Origin of the sequence: Burkholderia sp. 22088 (assembly GCF_052045915.1) — a bacterium.
GTDB classification, from domain to species: domain Bacteria; phylum Pseudomonadota; class Gammaproteobacteria; order Burkholderiales; family Burkholderiaceae; genus Burkholderia; species Burkholderia cepacia.
The window spans coordinates 230,816-250,592 of record NZ_JBQEPY010000004.1; the positions used below are offsets into that span (position 1 = coordinate 230,816).

18 protein-coding genes and 2 tRNA genes are annotated in these 19,777 nt (G+C 68.1%); 14 read left to right on the top strand and 6 right to left on the bottom strand.

Features of this window, described 5'->3' with window-relative positions:
- Nucleotides 1-7: 7 nt before the first annotated feature.
- Nucleotides 8-1,012, bottom strand: a complete 1,005-nt coding sequence (locus ACTJLD_RS09390) for an RluA family pseudouridine synthase (RefSeq protein ID WP_027788017.1) — start codon at nt 1,010-1,012, stop codon at nt 8-10.
- A gap of 723 nt (nt 1,013-1,735) precedes the next feature.
- On the opposite strand from ACTJLD_RS09390, the gene ACTJLD_RS09395 reads away from it, so the two are divergent.
- The 6 genes from ACTJLD_RS09395 to ACTJLD_RS09420 all read left to right on the top strand — a co-directional run bounded on the left by ACTJLD_RS09395 (nt 1,736) and on the right by ACTJLD_RS09420 (nt 8,953).
- Nucleotides 1,736-4,864 (top strand): Rne/Rng family ribonuclease, encoded by a 3,129-nt coding sequence (locus tag ACTJLD_RS09395; RefSeq protein WP_440658601.1) that lies wholly within the window; start codon nt 1,736-1,738, stop codon nt 4,862-4,864.
- Nucleotides 4,865-4,995: 131 nt separating this feature from the next.
- The gene (gene moaA, locus ACTJLD_RS09400) at nt 4,996-6,108 is read left to right on the top strand and encodes a GTP 3',8-cyclase MoaA (RefSeq protein ID WP_440658602.1); all 1,113 of its coding nucleotides are present in this window, start codon (nt 4,996-4,998) and stop codon (nt 6,106-6,108) included.
- A 26-nt stretch (nt 6,109-6,134) separates the two neighbouring features.
- Nucleotides 6,135-6,752, top strand: a complete 618-nt coding sequence (mobA, locus tag ACTJLD_RS09405; RefSeq protein WP_048022956.1) for a molybdenum cofactor guanylyltransferase MobA — start codon at nt 6,135-6,137, stop codon at nt 6,750-6,752.
- Between the two features lie 105 nt (nt 6,753-6,857).
- Complete coding sequence (gene moeA / locus ACTJLD_RS09410) at nt 6,858-8,156, top strand: molybdopterin molybdotransferase MoeA (RefSeq protein ID WP_440658603.1); 1,299 nt, start codon at nt 6,858-6,860, stop codon at nt 8,154-8,156.
- A 39-nt stretch (nt 8,157-8,195) separates the two neighbouring features.
- Entirely contained in the window at nt 8,196-8,471 is a 276-nt protein-coding gene (locus tag ACTJLD_RS09415; RefSeq protein WP_006401288.1) for a hypothetical protein, read from the top strand.
- Nucleotides 8,468-8,953 (top strand): GNAT family N-acetyltransferase, encoded by a 486-nt coding sequence (locus tag ACTJLD_RS09420; RefSeq protein WP_027788021.1) that lies wholly within the window; start codon nt 8,468-8,470, stop codon nt 8,951-8,953. Before ACTJLD_RS09415 ends, ACTJLD_RS09420 begins: the two co-directional genes overlap by 4 nt.
- Nucleotides 8,954-9,041: 88 nt before the next feature.
- On the opposite strand, the gene rmuC is transcribed toward ACTJLD_RS09420, so the two are convergent.
- From rmuC to pncB, 5 genes are all read right to left on the bottom strand, one after another.
- Nucleotides 9,042-10,520 (bottom strand): DNA recombination protein RmuC, encoded by a 1,479-nt coding sequence (rmuC, locus tag ACTJLD_RS09425; RefSeq protein WP_440658604.1) that lies wholly within the window; start codon nt 10,518-10,520, stop codon nt 9,042-9,044.
- Complete coding sequence (locus ACTJLD_RS09430) at nt 10,517-11,506, bottom strand: 2-hydroxyacid dehydrogenase (protein WP_021159714.1); 990 nt, start codon at nt 11,504-11,506, stop codon at nt 10,517-10,519. The genes rmuC and ACTJLD_RS09430 overlap by 4 nt, the downstream gene beginning before the upstream one ends.
- 81 nt (nt 11,507-11,587) lie before the next feature.
- Nucleotides 11,588-13,018 (bottom strand): sodium:proton antiporter, encoded by a 1,431-nt coding sequence (locus ACTJLD_RS09435; RefSeq protein ID WP_321909517.1) that lies wholly within the window; start codon nt 13,016-13,018, stop codon nt 11,588-11,590.
- A gap of 43 nt (nt 13,019-13,061) precedes the next feature.
- On the bottom strand, nt 13,062-13,724 hold the full coding sequence (locus tag ACTJLD_RS09440) for a LutC/YkgG family protein (protein ID WP_060196080.1): 663 nt from the start codon (nt 13,722-13,724) through the stop codon (nt 13,062-13,064).
- Between the two features lie 88 nt (nt 13,725-13,812).
- A complete protein-coding gene (pncB, locus tag ACTJLD_RS09445) occupies nt 13,813-15,012 on the bottom strand; it encodes a nicotinate phosphoribosyltransferase (RefSeq protein ID WP_021159717.1) in 1,200 nt (399 codons plus the stop codon).
- Between the two features lie 300 nt (nt 15,013-15,312).
- Between pncB and fdxA the strand changes: the two genes are divergently transcribed.
- The 8 genes from fdxA (at nt 15,313) to ACTJLD_RS09485 (ending at nt 19,698) form a co-directional block, all read left to right on the top strand.
- A complete protein-coding gene (gene fdxA, locus ACTJLD_RS09450; RefSeq protein WP_011351384.1) occupies nt 15,313-15,636 on the top strand; it encodes a ferredoxin FdxA in 324 nt (107 codons plus the stop codon).
- 103 nt (nt 15,637-15,739) lie between these two features.
- Nucleotides 15,740-15,815 (top strand) — tRNA-Asn (locus ACTJLD_RS09455).
- Nucleotides 15,816-15,886: 71 nt separating this feature from the next.
- A tRNA-Asn gene (locus tag ACTJLD_RS09460) sits at nt 15,887-15,962 on the top strand.
- A 119-nt stretch (nt 15,963-16,081) separates the two neighbouring features.
- Nucleotides 16,082-16,567: a CreA family protein gene (locus ACTJLD_RS09465; RefSeq protein ID WP_200058473.1), complete on the top strand. Its 486-nt coding sequence runs from the start codon at nt 16,082-16,084 to the stop codon at nt 16,565-16,567.
- Nucleotides 16,568-16,628: 61 nt separating this feature from the next.
- A complete protein-coding gene (locus ACTJLD_RS09470; protein ID WP_440658605.1) occupies nt 16,629-17,528 on the top strand; it encodes an AraC family transcriptional regulator in 900 nt (299 codons plus the stop codon).
- 123 nt (nt 17,529-17,651) lie between these two features.
- Nucleotides 17,652-18,419 (top strand): AzlC family ABC transporter permease, encoded by a 768-nt coding sequence (locus tag ACTJLD_RS09475; protein ID WP_059486557.1) that lies wholly within the window; start codon nt 17,652-17,654, stop codon nt 18,417-18,419.
- Nucleotides 18,416-18,754 carry an AzlD domain-containing protein gene (locus ACTJLD_RS09480; RefSeq protein ID WP_027788028.1) on the top strand — a complete coding sequence of 113 codons (339 nt, stop codon included), beginning with the start codon at nt 18,416-18,418 and terminating at the stop codon, nt 18,752-18,754. Before ACTJLD_RS09475 ends, ACTJLD_RS09480 begins: the two co-directional genes overlap by 4 nt.
- A gap of 161 nt (nt 18,755-18,915) precedes the next feature.
- On the top strand, nt 18,916-19,698 hold the full coding sequence (locus tag ACTJLD_RS09485; RefSeq protein ID WP_027788029.1) for a DUF4088 family protein: 783 nt from the start codon (nt 18,916-18,918) through the stop codon (nt 19,696-19,698).
- Nucleotides 19,699-19,777: the final 79 nt, after the last annotated feature.

Here is a 19,777-nt window from a genome sequence, read left to right on the forward strand (position 1 = left end):
TTCAGGTTCAGGCGGTATCGCGCAATGCGCTGAGTTGGTCGAGGAAGCGCCGGCATTCGTCCGGCAGCGGCGCATCGAACTGCAGCGCCTCGCCGGTCAGCGGGTGGGCGAGCCGCAGCCGGTGCGCATGCAGGAACATCCGTTTCAACGACGGCTGCGCATTCGCGCGCGCCAGCGCCTTGTTCAGTGCGAAATCGCCATACTTGGCGTCGCCGGCGATCGGCAGGCCGAGATGCGCGAGATGCACCCGGATCTGATGGGTCCGACCCGTTTTGAGTTCCGCTTCGACGAGCGCGTAGTCCGGCCAGCGGTCGACGAGGTTGAACACCGTATGCGACGGCAGCCCGTCGTCCTGCACGCGCACGCGGCGCTCCCCTTCCGGGGTCGAATACTTGAACAGCGGCGCCTTCACCGCGCGACGGCGGCCCCAGTCGGGCTGCCATTCGCCGTGCACGCACGCGAAGTAGCGCTTGTCCATCCGGTTCTCGCGAATCTGCTCGTGCAGGCCCACCAGCGCCGTGCGCTTCTTCGCGAGCATCAGGATCCCGGACGTCTCGCGGTCGAGCCGGTGCACGAGTTCGAGGAACTTCGCACGCGGGCGCGCCTGGCGCATCTGCTCGATCACGCCGAACGCGACGCCGCTGCCACCGTGGACCGCGACCCCCGCCGGCTTGTCGATGACGAGCATCGCGTCGTCCTCGTACAGCACGTGGAAATTCGCGGGCGGCACGACGGGCGTGTCGGCGCGCGCGAGGTCCGCCGCCGCCACGCGCACGGGCGGCACGCGAACGATGTCGCCAAGGGCCAGACGGTACTGCGCGTCGATCCGGCCCTTGTTCACACGCACTTCGCCGCTGCGCAGGATCCGGTAAATATGGCTTTTGGGCACGCCTTTACAGACGCGCAACAGGAAGTTGTCGATCCGCTGACCGGCCGAGTTTTCGTCGATCTCGATCATCGATACCTGGCCGCTTGCGACCGAATTCTGGGATATTTTGCCTAACTCATTCATACTGAATATAATTTTGCCCAGCTTGACGTTGTGGGTGGCCTGACCGGCCGGCCCCGACCGAATCGGGCAAGGCGCAAGCGCAAACCGCTATTTTACTTGCGCCGGGGGTCCGCTGCTCGCCCCTAATCAAAGAGATGCAGCAAGTTGCACGCACGGCACCGCTCGCCGGCAAGGATCGCGCCCACAGGCGGATTCGGTCGGCAAGGTGCCGCGGTAACGGAAAGTTGGTTGAAAAGAATTTGATCGGCAGCCAGACGGCGCGAAGTGCGTCCGCAAGCTGCCGGTTGCGAAAATTACGGCGTTGCGCCCGATTTGGTTCCGCGAAGCGTGCGGGACTTGGCGACGTCAAACCAGGGAAGTACACCCCAAGCGGGAAAGTCGGGCTGGATTCGATACTCCCCGCTGCGGCCCAAGCCGCAGCATCTGCCGCCCGTCGGCGCGCGCGACGCATTGCGCGCGCCCGTGGCAATGCCCGGACTCAGGCTTAGCGCGCTTGTGCAGCGTGCGGTGTGTGAACGCCGTGCTTTGAAGCCGTATTCGCAGGTGCCCTACGGCCGCCGGCCCCGTCTTTCGGGGCCCAAGCGCCTCTTCAGGCAATTCTCCCCGCCATCGTTCCCGCTCCAGCGTGCTTGTGACAACACAACAAGGTGCGGCCTGCCGTCGTTCCCGCCCTCGCGACTGACAACCGCGAGGCGCCGGCAGCGGAGCCGCCTGGAGCCGTTCATGAAACGCATGCTGTTCAATGCGACGCAGCAGGAGGAGCTGCGCGTCGCCATCGTCGATGGGCAGAAGCTCATCGACATCGACATCGAAACCGCCGGGCGCGAACAGCGCAAAGGCAATATCTACAAAGGTGTCATCACCCGTATCGAGCCGTCGCTCGAAGCGTGCTTCGTCAATTACGGCGAAGACCGCCACGGGTTCCTGCCGTTCAAGGAAGTCGCCCGCCAGTATTTCAAGGAAGGCATCGACATGCGCTCCGCGCGCATCCAGGATGCGCTGCGCGAAGGCCAGGAGCTGATCGTCCAGGTCGAGAAGGAAGAGCGCGGCAACAAGGGCGCCGCCCTCACCACCTTCATCTCGCTCGCCGGCCGCTACCTGGTGCTGATGCCGAACAACCCGCGCGGCGGCGGCGTGTCGCGCCGGATCGAAGGCGACGAGCGTCAGGAACTGCGCGAAACGATGGCGCAACTGCAGATTCCGGACGGCATGAGCATGATCGCCCGTACCGCGGGCATCGGCCGCAGCGCCGAGGAACTGCAGTGGGACCTGAACTACCTGCTGCAACTGTGGCGCGCGATCGAAGCGGCGTCGCAAAGCGGCAACGCCGGCCAGCCGATGCTGATCTACCTGGAATCGAGCCTCGTGATCCGCGCGATCCGGGACTATTTCCAGCCCGATATCGGCGAAATCCTGATCGATACGAACGAGATCCACGATCAGGCCCGTGCATTCATGGACATCGTGATGCCGGACAACGTCGCGAAGGTGAAGCGCTACCACGACGACGTGCCGCTGTTCTCCCGCTTCCAGATCGAGCACCAGATCGAGACCGCGTACTCGCGTACGGTGCCGCTGCCGTCGGGCGGCGCGATCGTGATCGACCACACCGAAGCGCTCGTCGCGATCGACGTGAACTCGGCGCGCGCGACCAAGGGCGCGGACATCGAGGAAACGGCGACCCGCACGAACCTCGAAGCGGCCGACGAAGTCGCCCGCCAGCTCCGCCTGCGCGACCTCGGCGGCCTGATCGTGATCGATTTCATCGACATGGAATCGGCGAAGAGCCAGCGCGAAGTCGAGCAGCGCCTGAAAGACGCGCTCAAGCATGACCGCGCGCGTGTCCAGATGGGCAAGATCTCCCGTTTCGGCCTGATGGAGCTGTCGCGCCAGCGCCTGCGTCCGGCCCTGTCGGAAGGCAGCCACGTGACCTGCCCGCGTTGTAACGGCACCGGCCACATCCGCGATACCGAATCGTCCGCGCTGCAGGTCCTGCGGATCATTCAGGAAGAAGCGATGAAGGAAAACACCGCGGCGATCCACTGCCAGGTGCCGGTCGAGGTGACCGCCTTCCTGCTCAACGAAAAGCGTCAGGAAATCAACAAGATCGAGTCGCGCTTCAAGGTCGGCATCGTGCTGATCCCGAACAAGCACCTCGATACGCCGCACTACAAGCTCGAGCGCCTGCGCCACGACGACGCACGTCTCGACGATCCGCGCGCATCCTGGAAGATGGCCGAGGAAGCGGCCCGCGAACTCGAGTCGGAAACCGGCTACAGCAAGCGCGCGGCGGAAGTGAAGCCGAAGCAGGAAGCCGCGGTCAAGGGCATCACGCCCGAGCGTCCGGCGCCGAGCCCGGCACCTCAGCGTCCGGTCGAACCCGTTGCCGCGCCCGCGCCCGTCGCGCCGGCAAGCGGCGGTTTCATCGGCTGGCTGAAGGGCCTGTTCGGCGTGGCGCCGGCTCCGGCGCCCGCACCGGTTGCCCCGGCACCGGCGAAAGAGCAGGCAGCCCGCCCGGCTCGCGGCGAACGCGCCGAGAAGTCCGAGCAACGCGGCGAACGCGGCGGCGATCGCAACCGCAACCGTCGCGGCGGCGCCCAGCAGGCACAAGGCGGACGCGACCAGGCAGCGGCAGGCCGCGGCCAGCAGCAACGCCAGGAACGCGAAGGCAAGGAAGTGCGTGAAGCACGTGAGCCGCGCGAGAACCGCGAACCGCGCGAGGGCCGTGAGCCGCGTGAAGGTCGCGAGATCCGCGAAGGCCGTGAGGGTCGCGAAGGTCGCGAGGGCCGTGGCCCGCGCGAAGGCCGCGAGCCGCGTGAAAGCCGCGAACCGCGCGAGAACCGCGAACCGCGCGAGCGTGCCGAGCAGCCGGAAGGCGTCGAAGCCGCCGGCCGTGGCGAGCGCCAGGAACGTCGCGAGCGCGGCGAGCGCCGCAAGCCGACCCAGCATGCGGCTACGCTCGAAACGGTCAACCGTGGCGAAACGCATCCGGAACCGGACGCCGACAAGGCCGTCGCCGAGTCCCTGCCCGGCGCCGAGCTGGCAGTCGACGCGGAAGCCGGCGCGCGTGATGGCGAGGAACGTCGCCGTCGCCGTCGCGGCCGCCGCGGCGGTCGCCGCGAGCGCGAGGAAGACGGCGCAGTCGTCGACCACGCCGAGCAAGGCGCAGATGGCGAAACCGCCGTGCAAGCCGTGACGCCGGAAGCACCGGCTGCTGCCGAACCGGCCCACACGGCCGCACCGGCAGTCGTCGTGGCCGCGGCTGCGGCAGGCGCCGTCGTCGCCGAAGCAGCGGTCGAGCACCACGCCGAACCGGTTGCGCCGGCCGCTGTCGAGCCGCAGCCGGCACCGGTACACGTCGAAGCGGCTCCGGTCGAACCGGCGGTTGTTGCCCACGCGGCAGAACCGGCTCCGGTCGCACCGGCCGTCGAAACGGAAGCCGGTCCGGCTCCGGTCGCGGTTTCGCCGACGGACGCGTTCGAAGTGCCGGCAGCGCCTGCCGCGGTCGAAGCACCGCAGTCCGCGCCCGTCGAGCAAGTCGCGCCGGCCGTGGCGATCGAAGCCGCTCCGGCGGCTGTCGAGCCGGCACCGGTCGAAGCTGCGCCGGTCGAGGCCGTCGCAGCACCGGCACCGGTTCCCGCACAACCGGCAGCCGCGCCCGCTTCGGCGAGCCTGGATGTCGTGCTGGAGCAGGCCGGTCTCGTCTGGGTGAACACGGACGCCGACAAGTTCGCCGCCGCGCAGGAAGCCGCGTCGCGACTCCCGCGTCCGGCTCGCGTGCCGCGCGAACGCAAGGCACTGCCGCCGGTCGATACGGCCCCGATGCAGCAGGTCGAAACGACGCATCACTGACCGGCACATCGCCCGACCAGGAAAAGCCCGCCTCCGGCGGGCTTTTTCACGTCCGCGCTGCGGGTTTCCGCCCACCGGCCCGGCCCGCCGCTTGCGGCTAAAATAGAGGCCTGGTTCGCACTTCTTTCAACATGTCCCGACGCATCATTCCTCTCGCCGACGTCAGCGGGATGCCGGACGTCTCCGGCGTCGCGCACGCCCCGGACGGCACGCTGGCCGACACGCTCGCCAGGCCGCTGCGCGACCTGCGCATTTCGGTGACGGATCGCTGCAACTTCCGCTGCGTGTACTGCATGCCGCGCGCCGTCTTCGACAAGGACTACCCGTTCCTGCCGCACAGCGCGCTGCTCACGCACGAGGAAATCGAACGCGTGGCGCGACTCTTTGTCGCACACGGCGTCGAGAAGATCCGCATCACGGGCGGCGAGCCGCTGCTGCGCAAGAATCTCGAATTCCTGATCGAGCGCCTCGCCCGCCTGACCACGCATGACGGACGCCCGCTCGACCTGACGCTCACGACCAACGGTTCGCTGCTCGCCCGCAAGGCGCGCGCGCTGAAGGACGCCGGGCTCACGCGCGTGACGGTCAGCCTCGACGCGCTCGACGATACGCTGTTCAAGCGCATGAACGATGCCGAGTTCGCGAGCGCCGACGTGCTCGACGGCATCTTCGCCGCCCAGGCCGCGGGCCTCGCGCCGGTCAAGGTCAACATGGTCGTGAAGCGCGGCACCAACGACAGCGAGATCCTGCCGATGGCGGAGCGTTTCCGCGGTACCGGCGTGATCCTGCGCTTCATCGAGTACATGGACGTCGGTACGTCGAACGGCTGGAACATGACCGAGGTGCTGCCGTCGGCGGACGTCATCGCACGCATCGCCGAACACTTCCCGCTCGTACCGCTCGAGCCGCACACGGCGGCAGAAACCGCGCAGCGCTGGGGCTACGCGGACGGCAGCGGCGAGCTCGGCGTGATTTCGAGCGTCACGCAGGCCTTCTGCGGCGACTGCACGCGCGCGCGGCTGTCGACCGAAGGCAAGCTGTACCTGTGCCTGTTCGCGTCGACGGGCCATGACCTGCGCGCACTCGTGCGCGGCGGCGCGAGCGACGCCGAGATCGCGACCGCGATCGCCCGCATCTGGCAGGCCCGCACCGACCGTTATTCGCAGCTGCGCGGCAGCGCGTCTGCCGACACCGTGCCCGACGGCACCGGCAAGCGTGTCGAGATGTCGTATATCGGCGGCTGACGCACGCTGCCCTCTGCCTTCTCGCGATGCCCGCTTCCACCTCTCCCTCGATCGCCGGCCTGCTGCTCGCAGGCGGGCGAGCCACACGCATGGACGGCGTCGACAAGGGCCTGCAGTTGCTCGACGGCACGCCGCTCGCGTTGCACGTGCTGCGCCGTCTCTCGCCACAGGTCGACGAAACGCTGATCAGCGCGAATCGCCATGCCGATCGTTATGCCGAACTCGGTGCGCCGTTCGACGCGCGCATCGTCGCGGACGAAACACCCGACTTCCCCGGCCCGCTCGCGGGCCTGCTCGCCGGCATGCGGGCGGCACGCGCGCCGCTCGTCGCGTGCTCGCCGTGCGATACGCCCTACCTGCCCGCCGACCTCGTCGCACGGCTGCACGCGGCGCTCGACGCGCAGCAGGCCGACATCGCCATGGCGGTGACCGTTGACGCGCAGCAGGCGCGCTCGCCTCAGCCGACGTTCGCGCTGCTGCGCACGTCGCTGGCCGACGATCTCGCCGCCCGGCTCGCGGCCGGCGACCGCAAAGTGCGTGCGTGGTACGCACGCCACAAGACGGTCGAAGTCGAGTTTCACGACGAGCGTGCGTTTTACAATGCCAACTCCTGGCAGGAACTCGCCGCGCTGGCCCGCCGCTGACGGCACTCGCGCGATTCCCGCCCGCCGCACGCGAAACCCGCGCCCAGGCACCCTCCTCGCGCCACCGGCCACGAACCCGATACGCCTTGCGGCGCAGTCCGACTGATGATCACGCAATCCTCGCCCGCCTCCCGAAGCGCCCCCGATTCCGATGCCCCGCTGTCGCTCGCCGACGCGCAGGCACTCGCGTGCCGCTTTGCGGTGCCCGTCGCGGCGTGCGAGACGGTGGCGCTGCGCAATGCGCTCGACCGCGTGCTCGCGGCCGACGTGAACGCACCGTTCGACATTCCCGCGTACGACAACTCGGCGATGGACGGCTACGCGTTCGACGGCAGCACCGGCACGCACGCGGCGCCGCAAGCGGATGTCGCGCTGACGGTCGCCGGCACCGCGCTCGCCGGCCATCCGTTCGACGGCACCGTGGCGGCCGGATCATGCGTGCGCATCATGACGGGCGCGCCGATGCCGGCCGGATGCGACACGGTGATTCCGCAGGAACGCGTGCGCGCCGACGGCGACACGATTCGCTTCGTCGCGCATGACATCGCGCGCGGCGCGAACTGCCGCAAGGCCGGCGAGGATCTCGCGCGCGGCGCCTGCGCGCTCGCCGCGGGCCGCATCCTGCGACCGTCCGATCTCGGCCTGCTCGCGTCGTTCGGCATCACCGAGGTCACGGTGCGCCGGCGCGTGCGCGTCGCCGTGTTCTCCACCGGCGACGAACTGCGCGAGCCCGGCGAGCCGCTCGGCCCCGGCGCGCTGTACGACAGCAATCGCGGGATGCTGATCGCGATGCTCGAACGACTGCATGTCGACGCGGTCGACCTCGGGATCGTCCGCGACGACCCGGCCGCGCTCGAAGCCGCATTGCGCGACGCCGTCGCCGCGCAGGCCGACGCGGTGATCACGTCCGGCGGCGTATCGGTCGGCGAAGCCGATTTCACGCGTGACGTGATGGCACGGCTCGGCGACGTGACGTTCGCCAGCCTCGCGCTGCGTCCCGGCCGGCCGCTCGCGTGCGGCACGCTCGCACGCGCGCCCGGTGGCACCGGTCACGCGCTGTTCTTCGGCCTGCCCGGCAATCCGGTCGCGTCCGCCGTGACGTTCTACGCGATCGTGCGCCCCGCACTGCTGACGCTGGCCGGCGCGCAGGCCCAGCCGCCGGCGATGCATACGGCACTCAGCACGCATGCGCTGAAGACGCGCCCGGGCCGCACCGACTATCTGCGCGGCATCGCGACACGCGCCGCCGACGGCCGCTGGCACGTCGCACCTGCCGGCTCGCAGAGTTCCGCGTCGCTGAGCAGCCTCTCGGCCGCCAACTGTTTCATCGTCCTGGGCCACGATACCGCGGCAGTCGACGCGGGCGCCCCGGTCGACATCCTGCCGTTCGACGGCCTGATCTGAATTCCACTATCGGTATATCTCTACGGGGGCAATCCGCACATGAAGAAACAAATTTCGTCGATCGCTGCGGGGCAGACCGCAAAGGCGCTGATCCTCGTCTACCTGACGTTCAGCGTGCCGATCGTGCTGCTCGGCATTCTCGTCGCCTACGTTCGTTACGGGATGGTCGAACTGAGCACGATCCTGAGCGCGCTGCTGCTGAACGCCATCCTCGGCTTCGTGTTGCTGTGGATCGCGTGCCACGCGTACAACTGGGTCGCATCGCGCTTCGGCGGCATCGAGATCGTGCTGTCCGATCCGCCGGAGGAAGCGTGAGCGGCACACCGCTGATCCGTGCGGCGCAAGCGAGCGACGTCGGTGCGATCCTCGCGCTGATGCGCGAGCTCGCCGAATTCGAGAAGCTCACGCACCTGTTCGTCGCGACCGAGGCCGACCTCGCCGACGCACTGTTCGGCGCGCGGCCTGCCGCCGAGGCACGGGTGGCCGAACACGACGGCGCGATCGTCGCGTATGCGCTGTTCTTCCACAATTACTCGACGTTCCTCGGCCGTCGCGGCCTCTATCTCGAGGATCTGTACGTGCAGCCGTCGCAACGCGGCACGGGCCTCGGCACCGCGATGCTGCGTCACCTCGCGGCCCTGGCCGTCGAGCGCCGTTGCGGGCGCTTCGAATGGTCGGTTCTCGACTGGAACCAGCCTGCGATCGATTTCTACGAGAAGATGGGCGCCACCGTGCTGCCCGACTGGCGCATCGTTCGCGTGACGGGCGACGCGCTGGACACGCTCGCCGGGCATTGAGCGTATCGCGGCCGCACCGGCAGTCGCTGCATGAAAAAACGGGCGCCGCGGCGCCCGTTTTCGTTCCGGCCGGTATCGGCAACGCGCGTCACGCGTCGTCCGCATCGGCGCCGTCGCCACCTTCCGCACCGAGCAGCCCTGCCGCCGCGTCGCCCGGCAGCGCCTCGACCTGCTTCAGCTTGCGGTTCATCACACGCGTACGCTGCTCGGCGGACTCGATCGAGCGCGTGACCGTTTCGAGCTGCGCCTTCGTACGTGCGAGCACGTCGCCGAACTTGCCGAATTCCGTTTTTACCGCGCCGAGTACCTGCCACACCTCGCTCGACCGTTGCTCGATCGCGAGCGTGCGGAAACCCATCTGCAGGCTGTTCAACAGTGCGGTGAGCGTCGTCGGGCCGGCCACCGTCACGCGATAGTCGCGCTGCAGCAGGTCGGTCAGCCCCGGGCGACGCAGGATCTCCGCATAGAGCCCTTCGGTCGGCAGGAACAACAGCGCGAAATCGGTCGTGTGCGGCGGCGCGACGTACTTCTCGGCGATCGTGCGCGCCTCGAGCCGCACGCGCGCTTCGAGCGCGCGGGCCGCTTCCTCGACCGCCGCCGCATCGGCGCGCTCCTGCGCGTCGATCAGCCGCTCGTAATCCTCGCGCGGGAATTTCGCGTCGATCGGCAGCCACACGGGCGGCGCGTCGCGCGTACCGGCATCGCGCCCCGGCAGCCGGATCGCGAACTCGACGCGCTCGCTGCTCTTCGGCACCGTCGCGACGTTCTTCGCGTACTGCTCGGGCGTCAGCATCTGCTCGAGCAGCGCCTCGAGCTGCACTTCGCCCCAGGTGCCGCGCGTCTTCACGTTGGTCAGCACTTTCTTCAGATCGCCGACGCCCGCCGCGAGCGTCTGCATCTCGCCGAGCCCGCGATGCACCTGCTCGAGCCGGTCCGACACGAGCTTGAACGATTCGCCGAGCCGCTGCTCGAGCGTCGCGTGCAGTTTCTCGTCGACGGTGCGGCGCATCTCCTCGAGCTTCGCCGCGTTGTTCGTCTCGATTTCCTTCAGCCGCTGTTCGAGCGTCGCGCGCACTTCGCCGATCCGGCGATCGTTCGCCTCGGTCAGTTGCGTGAGCTGCCGGTTCAACGTGTCGCCGAACAGCCTGAGCGCGCCCGTCTGCTCCTCGCGCGCCTGCTGCGCCTGACGCTGCAGGCTCTCGCGCATCGCGTCGAACTGCTGCGCATTGCCGGCGACGAGCTTGCCGAGCTGCTGGGCGAAGCCCTCGACCTGGTTGTTCTGCACGGTCGCCACGCTCGTCAGCTGCGCGGCGAGCGTCTGCTGAAGCTGCGCAAAACTGCCGGCCAGCTCGGTGCGCGAGCCGCGCGCGTTCTCGACGATCTCGCCGCGCAATTCGCGTTCGAGCCGCTCGACCGCGCGCGCCTGCGCGTGCGCGGCGTCCTCGATCTGGTCGCCCAGTACAGCCGTATCGTCGTGACGGCCAGTGCCACGCATGAGCGCGACGATCGCCACCGCGAGCGCGACGGCCAGCACGACGACCGCCGCAAGCAACAACGTCATCGTCATGCGCGCGGCTTCCCGATCACGTCAGGGTTGATCGGATTCGGCGGCCGCCCCGCGCGCGGCCCCTCGCCCAGCGCGGCTATCAGGTTGTCGGCGGCGAGGTTCGCCATCGCGCGGCGCGTTTTTTCGGTCGCGCTCGCGATATGCGGCGTCAGCACGACGTTCGGCACCTCGAGCAGTGCCGGATGCACCGTCGGCTCGCCTTCGTACACGTCGAGGCCGGCGGCGGCGATCGTCCCGTCGCGCAGCGCGACGGCCAGCGCCGCGTCGTCGACGATCCCGCCGCGCGCGATGTTGGTCAGCGTCGCGGTGGGCTTCATCTTCGCGAGTTCGGCAGCGCCGATCGTATGGTGGTTTTCCTGCGTGTACGGCAGCACGAGCACGACGTGATCGGCGCGCGCGAGCAGCGCATCCTTCGATACGTATTCGGCGTTCAGCTCGGCCTCGATCTCGGGCGCGACACGCGACCGGTTGTGATAGATCACCTGCATCCCGAAGCCGCGCGCGCGGCGCGCGAGCGCCTGACCGATGCGCCCCATTCCGATCACGCCGAGCGTCGAGCCGTAGATGTCGCTGCCGAGGAACCCGTCGTAAGCCCACTTCTGCCAGTGGCCGGCGCGCAGCCAGTGCTCGGATTCGGCGATCCGGCGAGCGGCGGCCATCATCAGCGCCCAGCCGAAATCGGCGGTGGACTCGTTCAGCACGTCGGGCGTGTTGGTGCCGAGCACGTTCGCCGCGTTGAACGCAGCCATGTCGAAGTTGTTGTAGCCGACCGCCATGTTCGCCACGACGCGCAGGCGCGGCGCGGCGGCGAGCTCGGCCGCGCCGACCGGATCGCCGGCCGTCAACGCACCGTCCTTGTCGGCCAGACGCGCGGCGAGCGCGCCGGGCGCGAGTGCGTCGCCGTTGTTCCAGTCGACGTCGAAATATTGCTTGAGCCGCTCGATCACGTCCGGAAAGATCGGACGCGCGACCAGGATCTTCTGCATCGCCATCTCCGCATGCCGCGGGCGGATCGGAGCGCGCCGTGCGCCGCCGGGACCGCCCGCTCAAGGTTGAAAATCGTCAGCTTACGCCGTGAAGAAAAGCCACGACGTCAGCAGGAATACCGGTATCAGTACGACCAGCGCCCAGCCGAGATACGCGAAGAAGCTCGGCATCTTCACGCCGCGCGATTCGGCGATCGCCTTCACCATGAAGTTGGGTGCGTTGCCGATATAGCTGTTCGCGCCCATGAACACCGCGCCCGCGGAAATCGCGGCGAGCGTCGACGCGCCGGTCGTCATCAGCGACTGGGCATCGCCGCCCGCGAGGTTGAAGAACACGAGATAGGTCGGCGCGTTGTCGAGGAACGACGACAGGATGCCCGTCGCCCAGAAGTACATCGCGTCGATCGGCTTGCCGTCCGGCCCCGTGACGAGGTGGACGATCTGCGCGAACGCGCCGTCGGCGCCGGCGCGCAGGATCACGATCACCGGCGCGATCGTCACGAAGATCCCCGCGAACAGCTTCGCGACTTCCTCGATCGGCGCCCAGTTGAACGCGTTGCCCTCGCGCGCGGAACGCGGCGTCAGCGCGAGCGACGCGAGCGTCACGCCCGCGAGCGCGACGTCGCGCACGAGGTTCTGCAGCGCGACGTGCGTGCCCCATACGTCGAACGCGATGCCCGGCTTCCAGATGCCGCTCATCAGCACGAGCGCAACCACGGCCGCGAGCAGCACGAAGTTGATCTTCCCGTCGATCGACAGCGCCGCGCCGTCCGGCGTCGGGTCGAGCACGGCCGGCCGCTCCTCGCCGCCCTTCCGGTAGAAGTACGTATCGAGCACGAAGAACAGCGTCAGCAGCACCGCGCAGATGAACAGCATCGGCAGCGCGAGGTGCGTGGTCGTCCAGAAGAAGCTCACGCCGTTCAGGAAACCGAGGAACAGCGGCGGATCGCCGAGCGGCGACAGCGAGCCGCCCGCGTTCGCGACGAGGAAGATGAAGAAGATCACGACGTGCACGACATGCTTGCGGTTGTCGTTGGCGCGCAGCAACGGCCGGATCAGCAGCATCGCGGCGCCCGTCGTACCCATCACGCTCGCGAGCAGCGTGCCGAGCGCGAGGATCGCGGTATTGAGCTTCGGCGATCCATGCAGATTGCCGTTCACGCAGATGCCGCCCGCGACCGTATAGAGCGCGGTGAGCAGCACGATGAACGGAATGTATTCCTCGAGCAGCGCATGCACGAGCGTGCCGAACGCGGTGCCCGCGCCGAACGCGAATCCGAACGGGATCAGGAACACGACCGCCCACGCGGCGGCAATCTTGCCGAAGTGGTGATGCCAGAAGACGGGGGCGACGAGCGGGAACAGTGCGATGGACAGCAGGATCCCGGCGAACGGGATACCCCAGAGGGCAGACAGCGCGGCACCGTCGAGCGTTGCGGCCGATGCAAGCGCGGGAACGGCGCCAAGCGCGATCCCCGACGCCATGCCCGCCCAGGCGGCATGTCGTTTCATGCAGAACTTCCTTGTTCGAATGGTGGTAGATGCAGCGGGCGCGTCATGCGCCCCGTACGACGATCACGTGAACGCGGTACGGGCCGTGCGCGCCCAGTACGATGGTCTGCTCGATATCGCCCGTGCGCGACGGGCCCGACACGAAATTGACCGCGCGCGGCAATTCGCCGCGCTCCGCGCGGATCAGCGCAAATGCGTCTTCATGACCGGCGACGATCCGCGACGCGGGAACGATCGCGATGTGCGTTTCCGGCAACAGGCCCGCCGACGCATAGGTGTCGGGGCCGGACAGCAGCACCAGCGAGCCCGTTTCGGCGGTCGCGCAAAAACAACCGGTAAGGCCGACCAGATCGCCGTCGCGCGGCTTGCGGAACTCGACCGACAGGCCTGCGCCCGCCCAGTCGAAATCGGCCAGCGTGCGCCATGCGACGGCCTGCGTCGGCAGGCCGTGAGCGGACAGGTAGCGGGCCGCGGCGGCCGGCACATCGGCAAGCGCCGCGACTTCGTCGACCGTCGTCGACAGACGGGCCGCTTCGTCGACGAATGCCGCGACGAGGTCGGCCGGCGCCGGCGGGCGCGGGCCCTCCGGATGACGGGCGAGATAGTCGGCAACGCCGTCGCGCTCGGCCGCATCGGGTTCGGCCGCACGCCCCTGCGCCGCGCGAATGCGCGCGAGGATCTGGCGACGGGCAGCGGAAGTGTCCATGAACGGTCCTCGTGACGTTGGCGGGCGATACCGTCGGATTATACCGGCCGGCCCCGCCGCGACGCAGTTTTGGCCGTTCGGCCGACGCTTACTTCGACGCGCCTTCCTCGACCGGCTGAGCGATGCCGAACACCTGGCGCAGGTACGCGAGATACGCCTTGTCGTCGCACATGCTCTTGCCCGGCGTATCCGACAGTTTCGCGACCGGCTGCCCGTTGCAGCGAACCATCTTGATCACGATCTGCAGCGGCACGTAGCCGAGGTCGTTCGTGAGGTTGGTGCCGACGCCGAATGCGAGCTTGCAGCGGCCGCGGAACCGTTCGTACAACTGCATCACCTTCGGGATGTCGAGCGCATCCGAGAACACGAGCACCTTGGTGCGCGGGTCGCAGCGGTTCGCCTCGTAGTGGCGCAGCATGCGCTCGCCCCACTCGAACGGATCGCCCGAATCGTGGCGCGCGCCGTCGAACAGCTTGCAGAAGTACATGTCGAAGTCGTTCAGGAACGCATCCATCCCGTAGACGTCCGACAGCGCGATCCCGAGGTCGCCGCGATACTCCTTCGCCCACATCTCGAAGCCGTAGATCTGCGAATCGCGCAGCCGCGGGCCGAGCGCCTGGCACGCCTGCAGATACTCGTGCGCCATCGTGCCGAGCGGCGTGATGCCGTGCTTCATCGCGTACAGCACGTTGCTCGTGCCGGCGAACTGCGGGCCGAGCCCGTCGCGCAGCGTGAGGGCGACTTCCTCGTGCCACACCTTCGAGAAGCGCCGGCGCGTGCCGTAGTCGGCGATCTTGCAATCGGCGAACTCGGGCTTCGCGCCGAGCAGCTTGATCTTCTCGCACAGCCGCTCGCGACCTTCACGATAGTCGGGCTCGCGCTGCGTGTTGCGGAAATAGACTTCGTTGACGATCGCGAGCACCGGGATCTCGAACAGGATCGTGTGCAGCCACGGCCCCTCGATCACGATGTCGATCTCGCCGTTGCCCTTCGGCGATGGCGTGATCGAGATGTACTTCTCGTTCAGGTGGAACAGCGCGAGGAAGTCGACGAAATCGCTCTTGATGAAGCGCATGCGCCGCAGGTAGTCGAGTTCGACGTCGGTGAAGCGCAGCGAACACAGGCCGCGCACCTCGTCGCGGATCTCGTCGATGTACGGCACGAGATCGACGCCGGGCGTACGGCACCGGAAGCGGTACTCGACGTTTGCGGCAGGAAAGTGATGCAGGACGACCTGCATCATCGTGAACTTGTAGAGATCCGTGTCGAGCAGCGAAGTGATGATCATGATTACGGCACCGCCAGTATCGTGACAGGGCCCCGGCGCACCGCGCGCCGCCCGGTCTGCCGGCCATGTTACCCGAATGCGGGCCCGACCATCGCGAAACCGCCCGCCGCCCTGCCCGGCCGCGCCGCCGTACGGCACACGCGCCCCGTCGGCGAGTCCCTTCTGCGGGCCGCCATAAACTAATCACGAAACGATATAAGCCGGATAGCCGACCACGCCATGCGGGTTTTGCGCTTCAGTTACAATGCCGGTTTTGGCGCAAACGCCACCCCATATATACCGCCAAGCAGGAGCGTTTTAATGACTCACGTTGTGACCGAAGGCTGCATCAAGTGCAAATACACGGACTGCGTGGATGTGTGCCCGGTGGATTGCTTCCGTGAAGGTCCCAACTTTCTCGCCATCGATCCGGACGAGTGCATCGACTGCGCCGTGTGCGTCGCCGAGTGCCCGACCAATGCGATCTATGCCGAAGAAGACGTTCCGGGCGACCAGCAGCAGTTCACCGCGCTGAACGCCGAGCTGGCAAAGGACTGGCCGTCGATCACGAAGACCAAGCCGGCACCGGCCGACGCGGACGAGTGGAAGGACGTGCAGGACAAGCTGCACCTGCTCGAGCGCTGATCGCGCAGCGGCCGCAAAAAAATTTTTGTGCGCCGCGGCCCAAAAGTGTTGACAGGTTGATCAACGCTCCATACAATCTCGTTTCTCTGCTGTTGTTGTTTGTTCCCCGATAGCTCAGTCGGTAGAGCGCCGGACTGTTAATCCGTAGGTCCCTGGTTCGAGCCCAGGTCGGGGAGCCAAAAACGCAAAGGCCCGTTGAAAGTGGACGGGCTTTTTGCTGGTAGACAAACAAGCAGATGTACCGATTTATTCCCCGATAGCTCAGTCGGTAGAGCGCCGGACTGTTAATCCGTAGGTCCCTGGTTCGAGCCCAGGTCGGGGAGCCAAATAGCGAAAGGCCCGTCATTCGACGGGCCTTTTGTTTTTCCGGCCCGCCTTTCGGCTTTCGTCGCCCGGTCGCGCGCATGCTAGAGTCTCTGTCCCGCATTCGCATCCGGTTCCGTCGATGAAGCACCGCCTCCTCCGCTCAGCACCACTCGCCCTCCTGCTTTCCGCATTCGCCGCGGTACCGCTCGCGCACGCGGAGGAAGTCGGCAGCGTCAACACCCATTTCCGCGTCACGGGCTCCGATCGCGTGGTCGTCGAGGCGTATGACGATCCGGTCGTGAACGGCGTGACCTGCTACGTGTCGCGCGCGCGCACCGGCGGGATCAAGGGCACGCTCGGCGTCGCCGAGGATCCGAGCGAAGCGTCGATCGCGTGCCGGCAGGTCGGCCCGATCAGCTTCAAGGAGCCGCTCAAGCAACAGACCGACGTGTTCAGCGAGCGCATGTCGTTCATCTTCAAGACCCTGCACGTCGTGCGCGTGGTCGACACCAAGCGCAATACGATCGTCTACCTGACCTACAGCGACCGCATCGTCAGCGGCAGCCCGAAGAACGCCGTCACCGCGGTGCCGATGCCGGCCGGCACGACGATTCCGGTCAAGTAAAGCCCGCGCCCGCCGGGCGCGCGAGCGATACACTGTCGGTTCGACCGCCCCGCGCCCGATCATGTCCGCCACCCGCCTTCCCGACTCCGCACGCTACTGGCGCACGCCGCTGCTGCCGGATGCGGATCTCGTCACGGCCACCTATCGCAACCACACGTTCGCGCCCCACTGGCACGACGCGTATACGATCCCCGTGATTCTCGAAGGCGCGGAACGCTTCACCTATCGCGGCAGCGGCCATGTCGCAGAAACCGGCACCGTGCCCGTGATCAATCCCGGCGAAGTGCATACGGGCTCGCGTGCGGCCGACGAGGGCTGGTGCTATCGCGTCAGCTACATGCCGGTCGATTTCATCCGCGAACTCGCCAGCGCGATCGCCGGCCGCCCGCAGGACGCGCCGTGGTTTGCGCCCGACGTGATTCGCGACGCCGACCTGGCGGCGCGGCTCACGCTGGCGCATCGGATGATGGAGGCCGGCAGCGAGCACGCACTGCCCTCGCAGGCGCACGGGCAAGCAGCTGACGTTCCGGCGACGGGCGCACCACGCATCTACGATCCGCTCGCCGCCGAAACGGCGATGCTCGATGCGTTGTCGACGCTGATCGTGCGCCATGCCGACGCCCAGCCGCGACCGGCGCCGCTCGCGTCGGACGAACCCCGCGTCGACGCGATGCGCGAACGGCTCGCCGCCGATCTGACGTGCACGGTGACGCTCGACGAAGTCGCGCAGGCAGCCGGCCTGTCGCCGTTCCACGCGGCGCGCCTGTTCACCCGCACGAACGGCATGCCGCCGCATGCGTGGCGCAACCAGTTGCGCCTGCAGCGCGCGCTGGCGCCGCTGCGCGCGGGCGTGCCCGTCGCCGACGTCGCGGCGGCCAGCGGCTTCGTCGACCAAAGCCACTTCACACGGCATTTCAAACGCATGTTCGGCGTACCGCCCGGGCGCTGGCAGGCGAGCTGACGCGCGGCGTCCGGCCCGTCAACGCGATGCCGCCGGCGCCTGCAAGCAGGCAAGCACCGGCTCGCCGTCCAAGCGCAAGAACATACAAGCCGGCTCGCCACCCCGCCCGCTATCCTCCCGTTCATGGAGGAGCACCCTTTGAACCCGACACCCGCATCACCCGCTCGCCGCCCGTTCAACGAATGGCTCGACGGCGCGCGCGACACGATCCCGATGATGATTGGCGCCGCCCCGTTCGGCGTGATTTTCGGCACGCTCGTCGGCGGCGGCCCGCTCGCCGCGTGGCATGGCACGCTGATGTCGCTCGCCGTGTTCGCGGGCTCCGCGCAGTTCATCGCGCTCGGCCTGATCGCGGGTAGCGCAAGCTTCGTCGTCGTGCTCGCGACCACGCTGATCGTGAACCTGCGTCACCTGCTGTACAGCGCGACGCTCGCGCCCTATGTCGCGCACCTGCCGCTGCGCTGGCGCGCCACGCTCGGCGCGCTGATGACCGACGAGGTGTTCGCGGTCGCCTATGCGCACTACCGGCATTTCCCGCCCGGCGCGATCGGCCCCCACTACTTCTTCGGCTCGGGGCTCGCGATGTACCTGAACTGGCAGGTCTGGACGCTCGCGGGCATCGGTTTCGGCGCGGCGTTCCCGGGCCTGCAGTCGCTCGGCCTCGATTTCGCGATGGCGGCCACCTTCATTGCGATCGTCGTCCCGCAGCTCGGCACCCTGCGCTATTTCGCGGCGGCCGTGACGGCCGGCACGCTGGCGTACTTCTGGCAGGGCTGGCCGTACAAGCTCGGACTGCTCGGCGCCGTCGCCGCCGGCGTCGCGATCGGCGTCGCGCTCACGCTGCTGCACGAACGATCGCGTGCCGGCTCGCGCACGGAGGCCGCATCGTGAGCTACGCGCTGCTGATTCTCGGGATGGCCGTCATCACGTACGCGATCCGCTCGACGCTGTTCCTGTTCGGCGAACGGCTGGCCTTCCCGCCGCTCGTGCGGACCGCGCTCGGCTTCGTGCCCGTCACCGTGCTGACCGCGATCATCGTGCCGATGGCCGTCTCGCCGCACGGCGGCACGGCCGAGCTGACCTGGCGCAATCCGCAGCTCGTCGGCGCGCTGGCGGCCGTGCTCGTGTCGGCAGCGACCCGCCGCCCGCTCGTGACGATCGCGGCAGGGCTCGCGGTGTTCTTCTTCTGGCAAGGGGTCGTGCTGCCCCACTGGCTACCCGCCTGAGCACGCGCTCGGTCACGCGCGCTCAAGTTTCCGCCCGGCAGGCCGATATAGGAGATGAAGACCCGCCACCGGCCTCGGCGCGCACCGGTCAGTCGACGCTGCGCCCGCCCCGGTGCGCCGTGCCGGCCGCCGGCTTGCGCGGGCCGCCATCGAGACGATTCATGGGCCAGATCACCCTTTCCCTCAAGGACGACACGCTCGAGTCCCTGCGCAAGGACTACGACGCGTTCGTCCGCGTGTCGCTGAAACTCGACCCGCAGTTCGCGACGCCGTCGTTCGAGGATTTCCTGCGCGCCAAACTGCTCGACAACATGGTGCCGCTGACCGAGCACGCGGTGCAGCGGATGCTGCAGGGCGGCCAGTACGCGTGGGCCAAACGCACGCTCGACAAGGAATTCCCGGACGTCGTCGCGATCCTGATGCGACAGGCCGGCGAATTCGGCTTCGGCTTCGCGTCCCGCTCCGAATGGACCCCCGACGAACTCGCGAAGGCTTGCCGCGACTGGGCGAAGGCGATCGTCGCCGAAGCGCAGGGCGACCCGTCGCTGATCGACCCGCTCGCGTCGCAGATCAAGGGAGCGGCGCAAGACATCCAGGCACTCGAGGAACTGATGCAGACGCCGGCGTGGCGGCTCGCGGAATCGCTGCGGCAACGGGTCTACGAGGCCAAGCTCGCGTGCGAGATGAGCGTCGGCAGCACCGCGCGCGACAAGCTCGGCGAACTGCGCGGGCTGCTGCGCCTCGGGCTCGCGCACGGCTCGTTCCAGAAGCAGGAAGCGCAGCAGATCATGGAATACCTGCGGCTGCTGAAGCCGGAGATCTTCGTCGAGGAGCCGTACGACGTCTTCGCACGGCTCGCCGCGTGGCTGCGCAGCGTATTCACCCCGGCTGCCGCGCGGCCGGCACAGGGTCCGGGACAAGGGCAAGGACAGCGCCGCCCGTAACGGCGCCTCCATGCGCGTCGACACACGAAAACGGCCCGGTTCGCGCAATGCGAACCGGGCCGTTGGATGACCGCCGTCG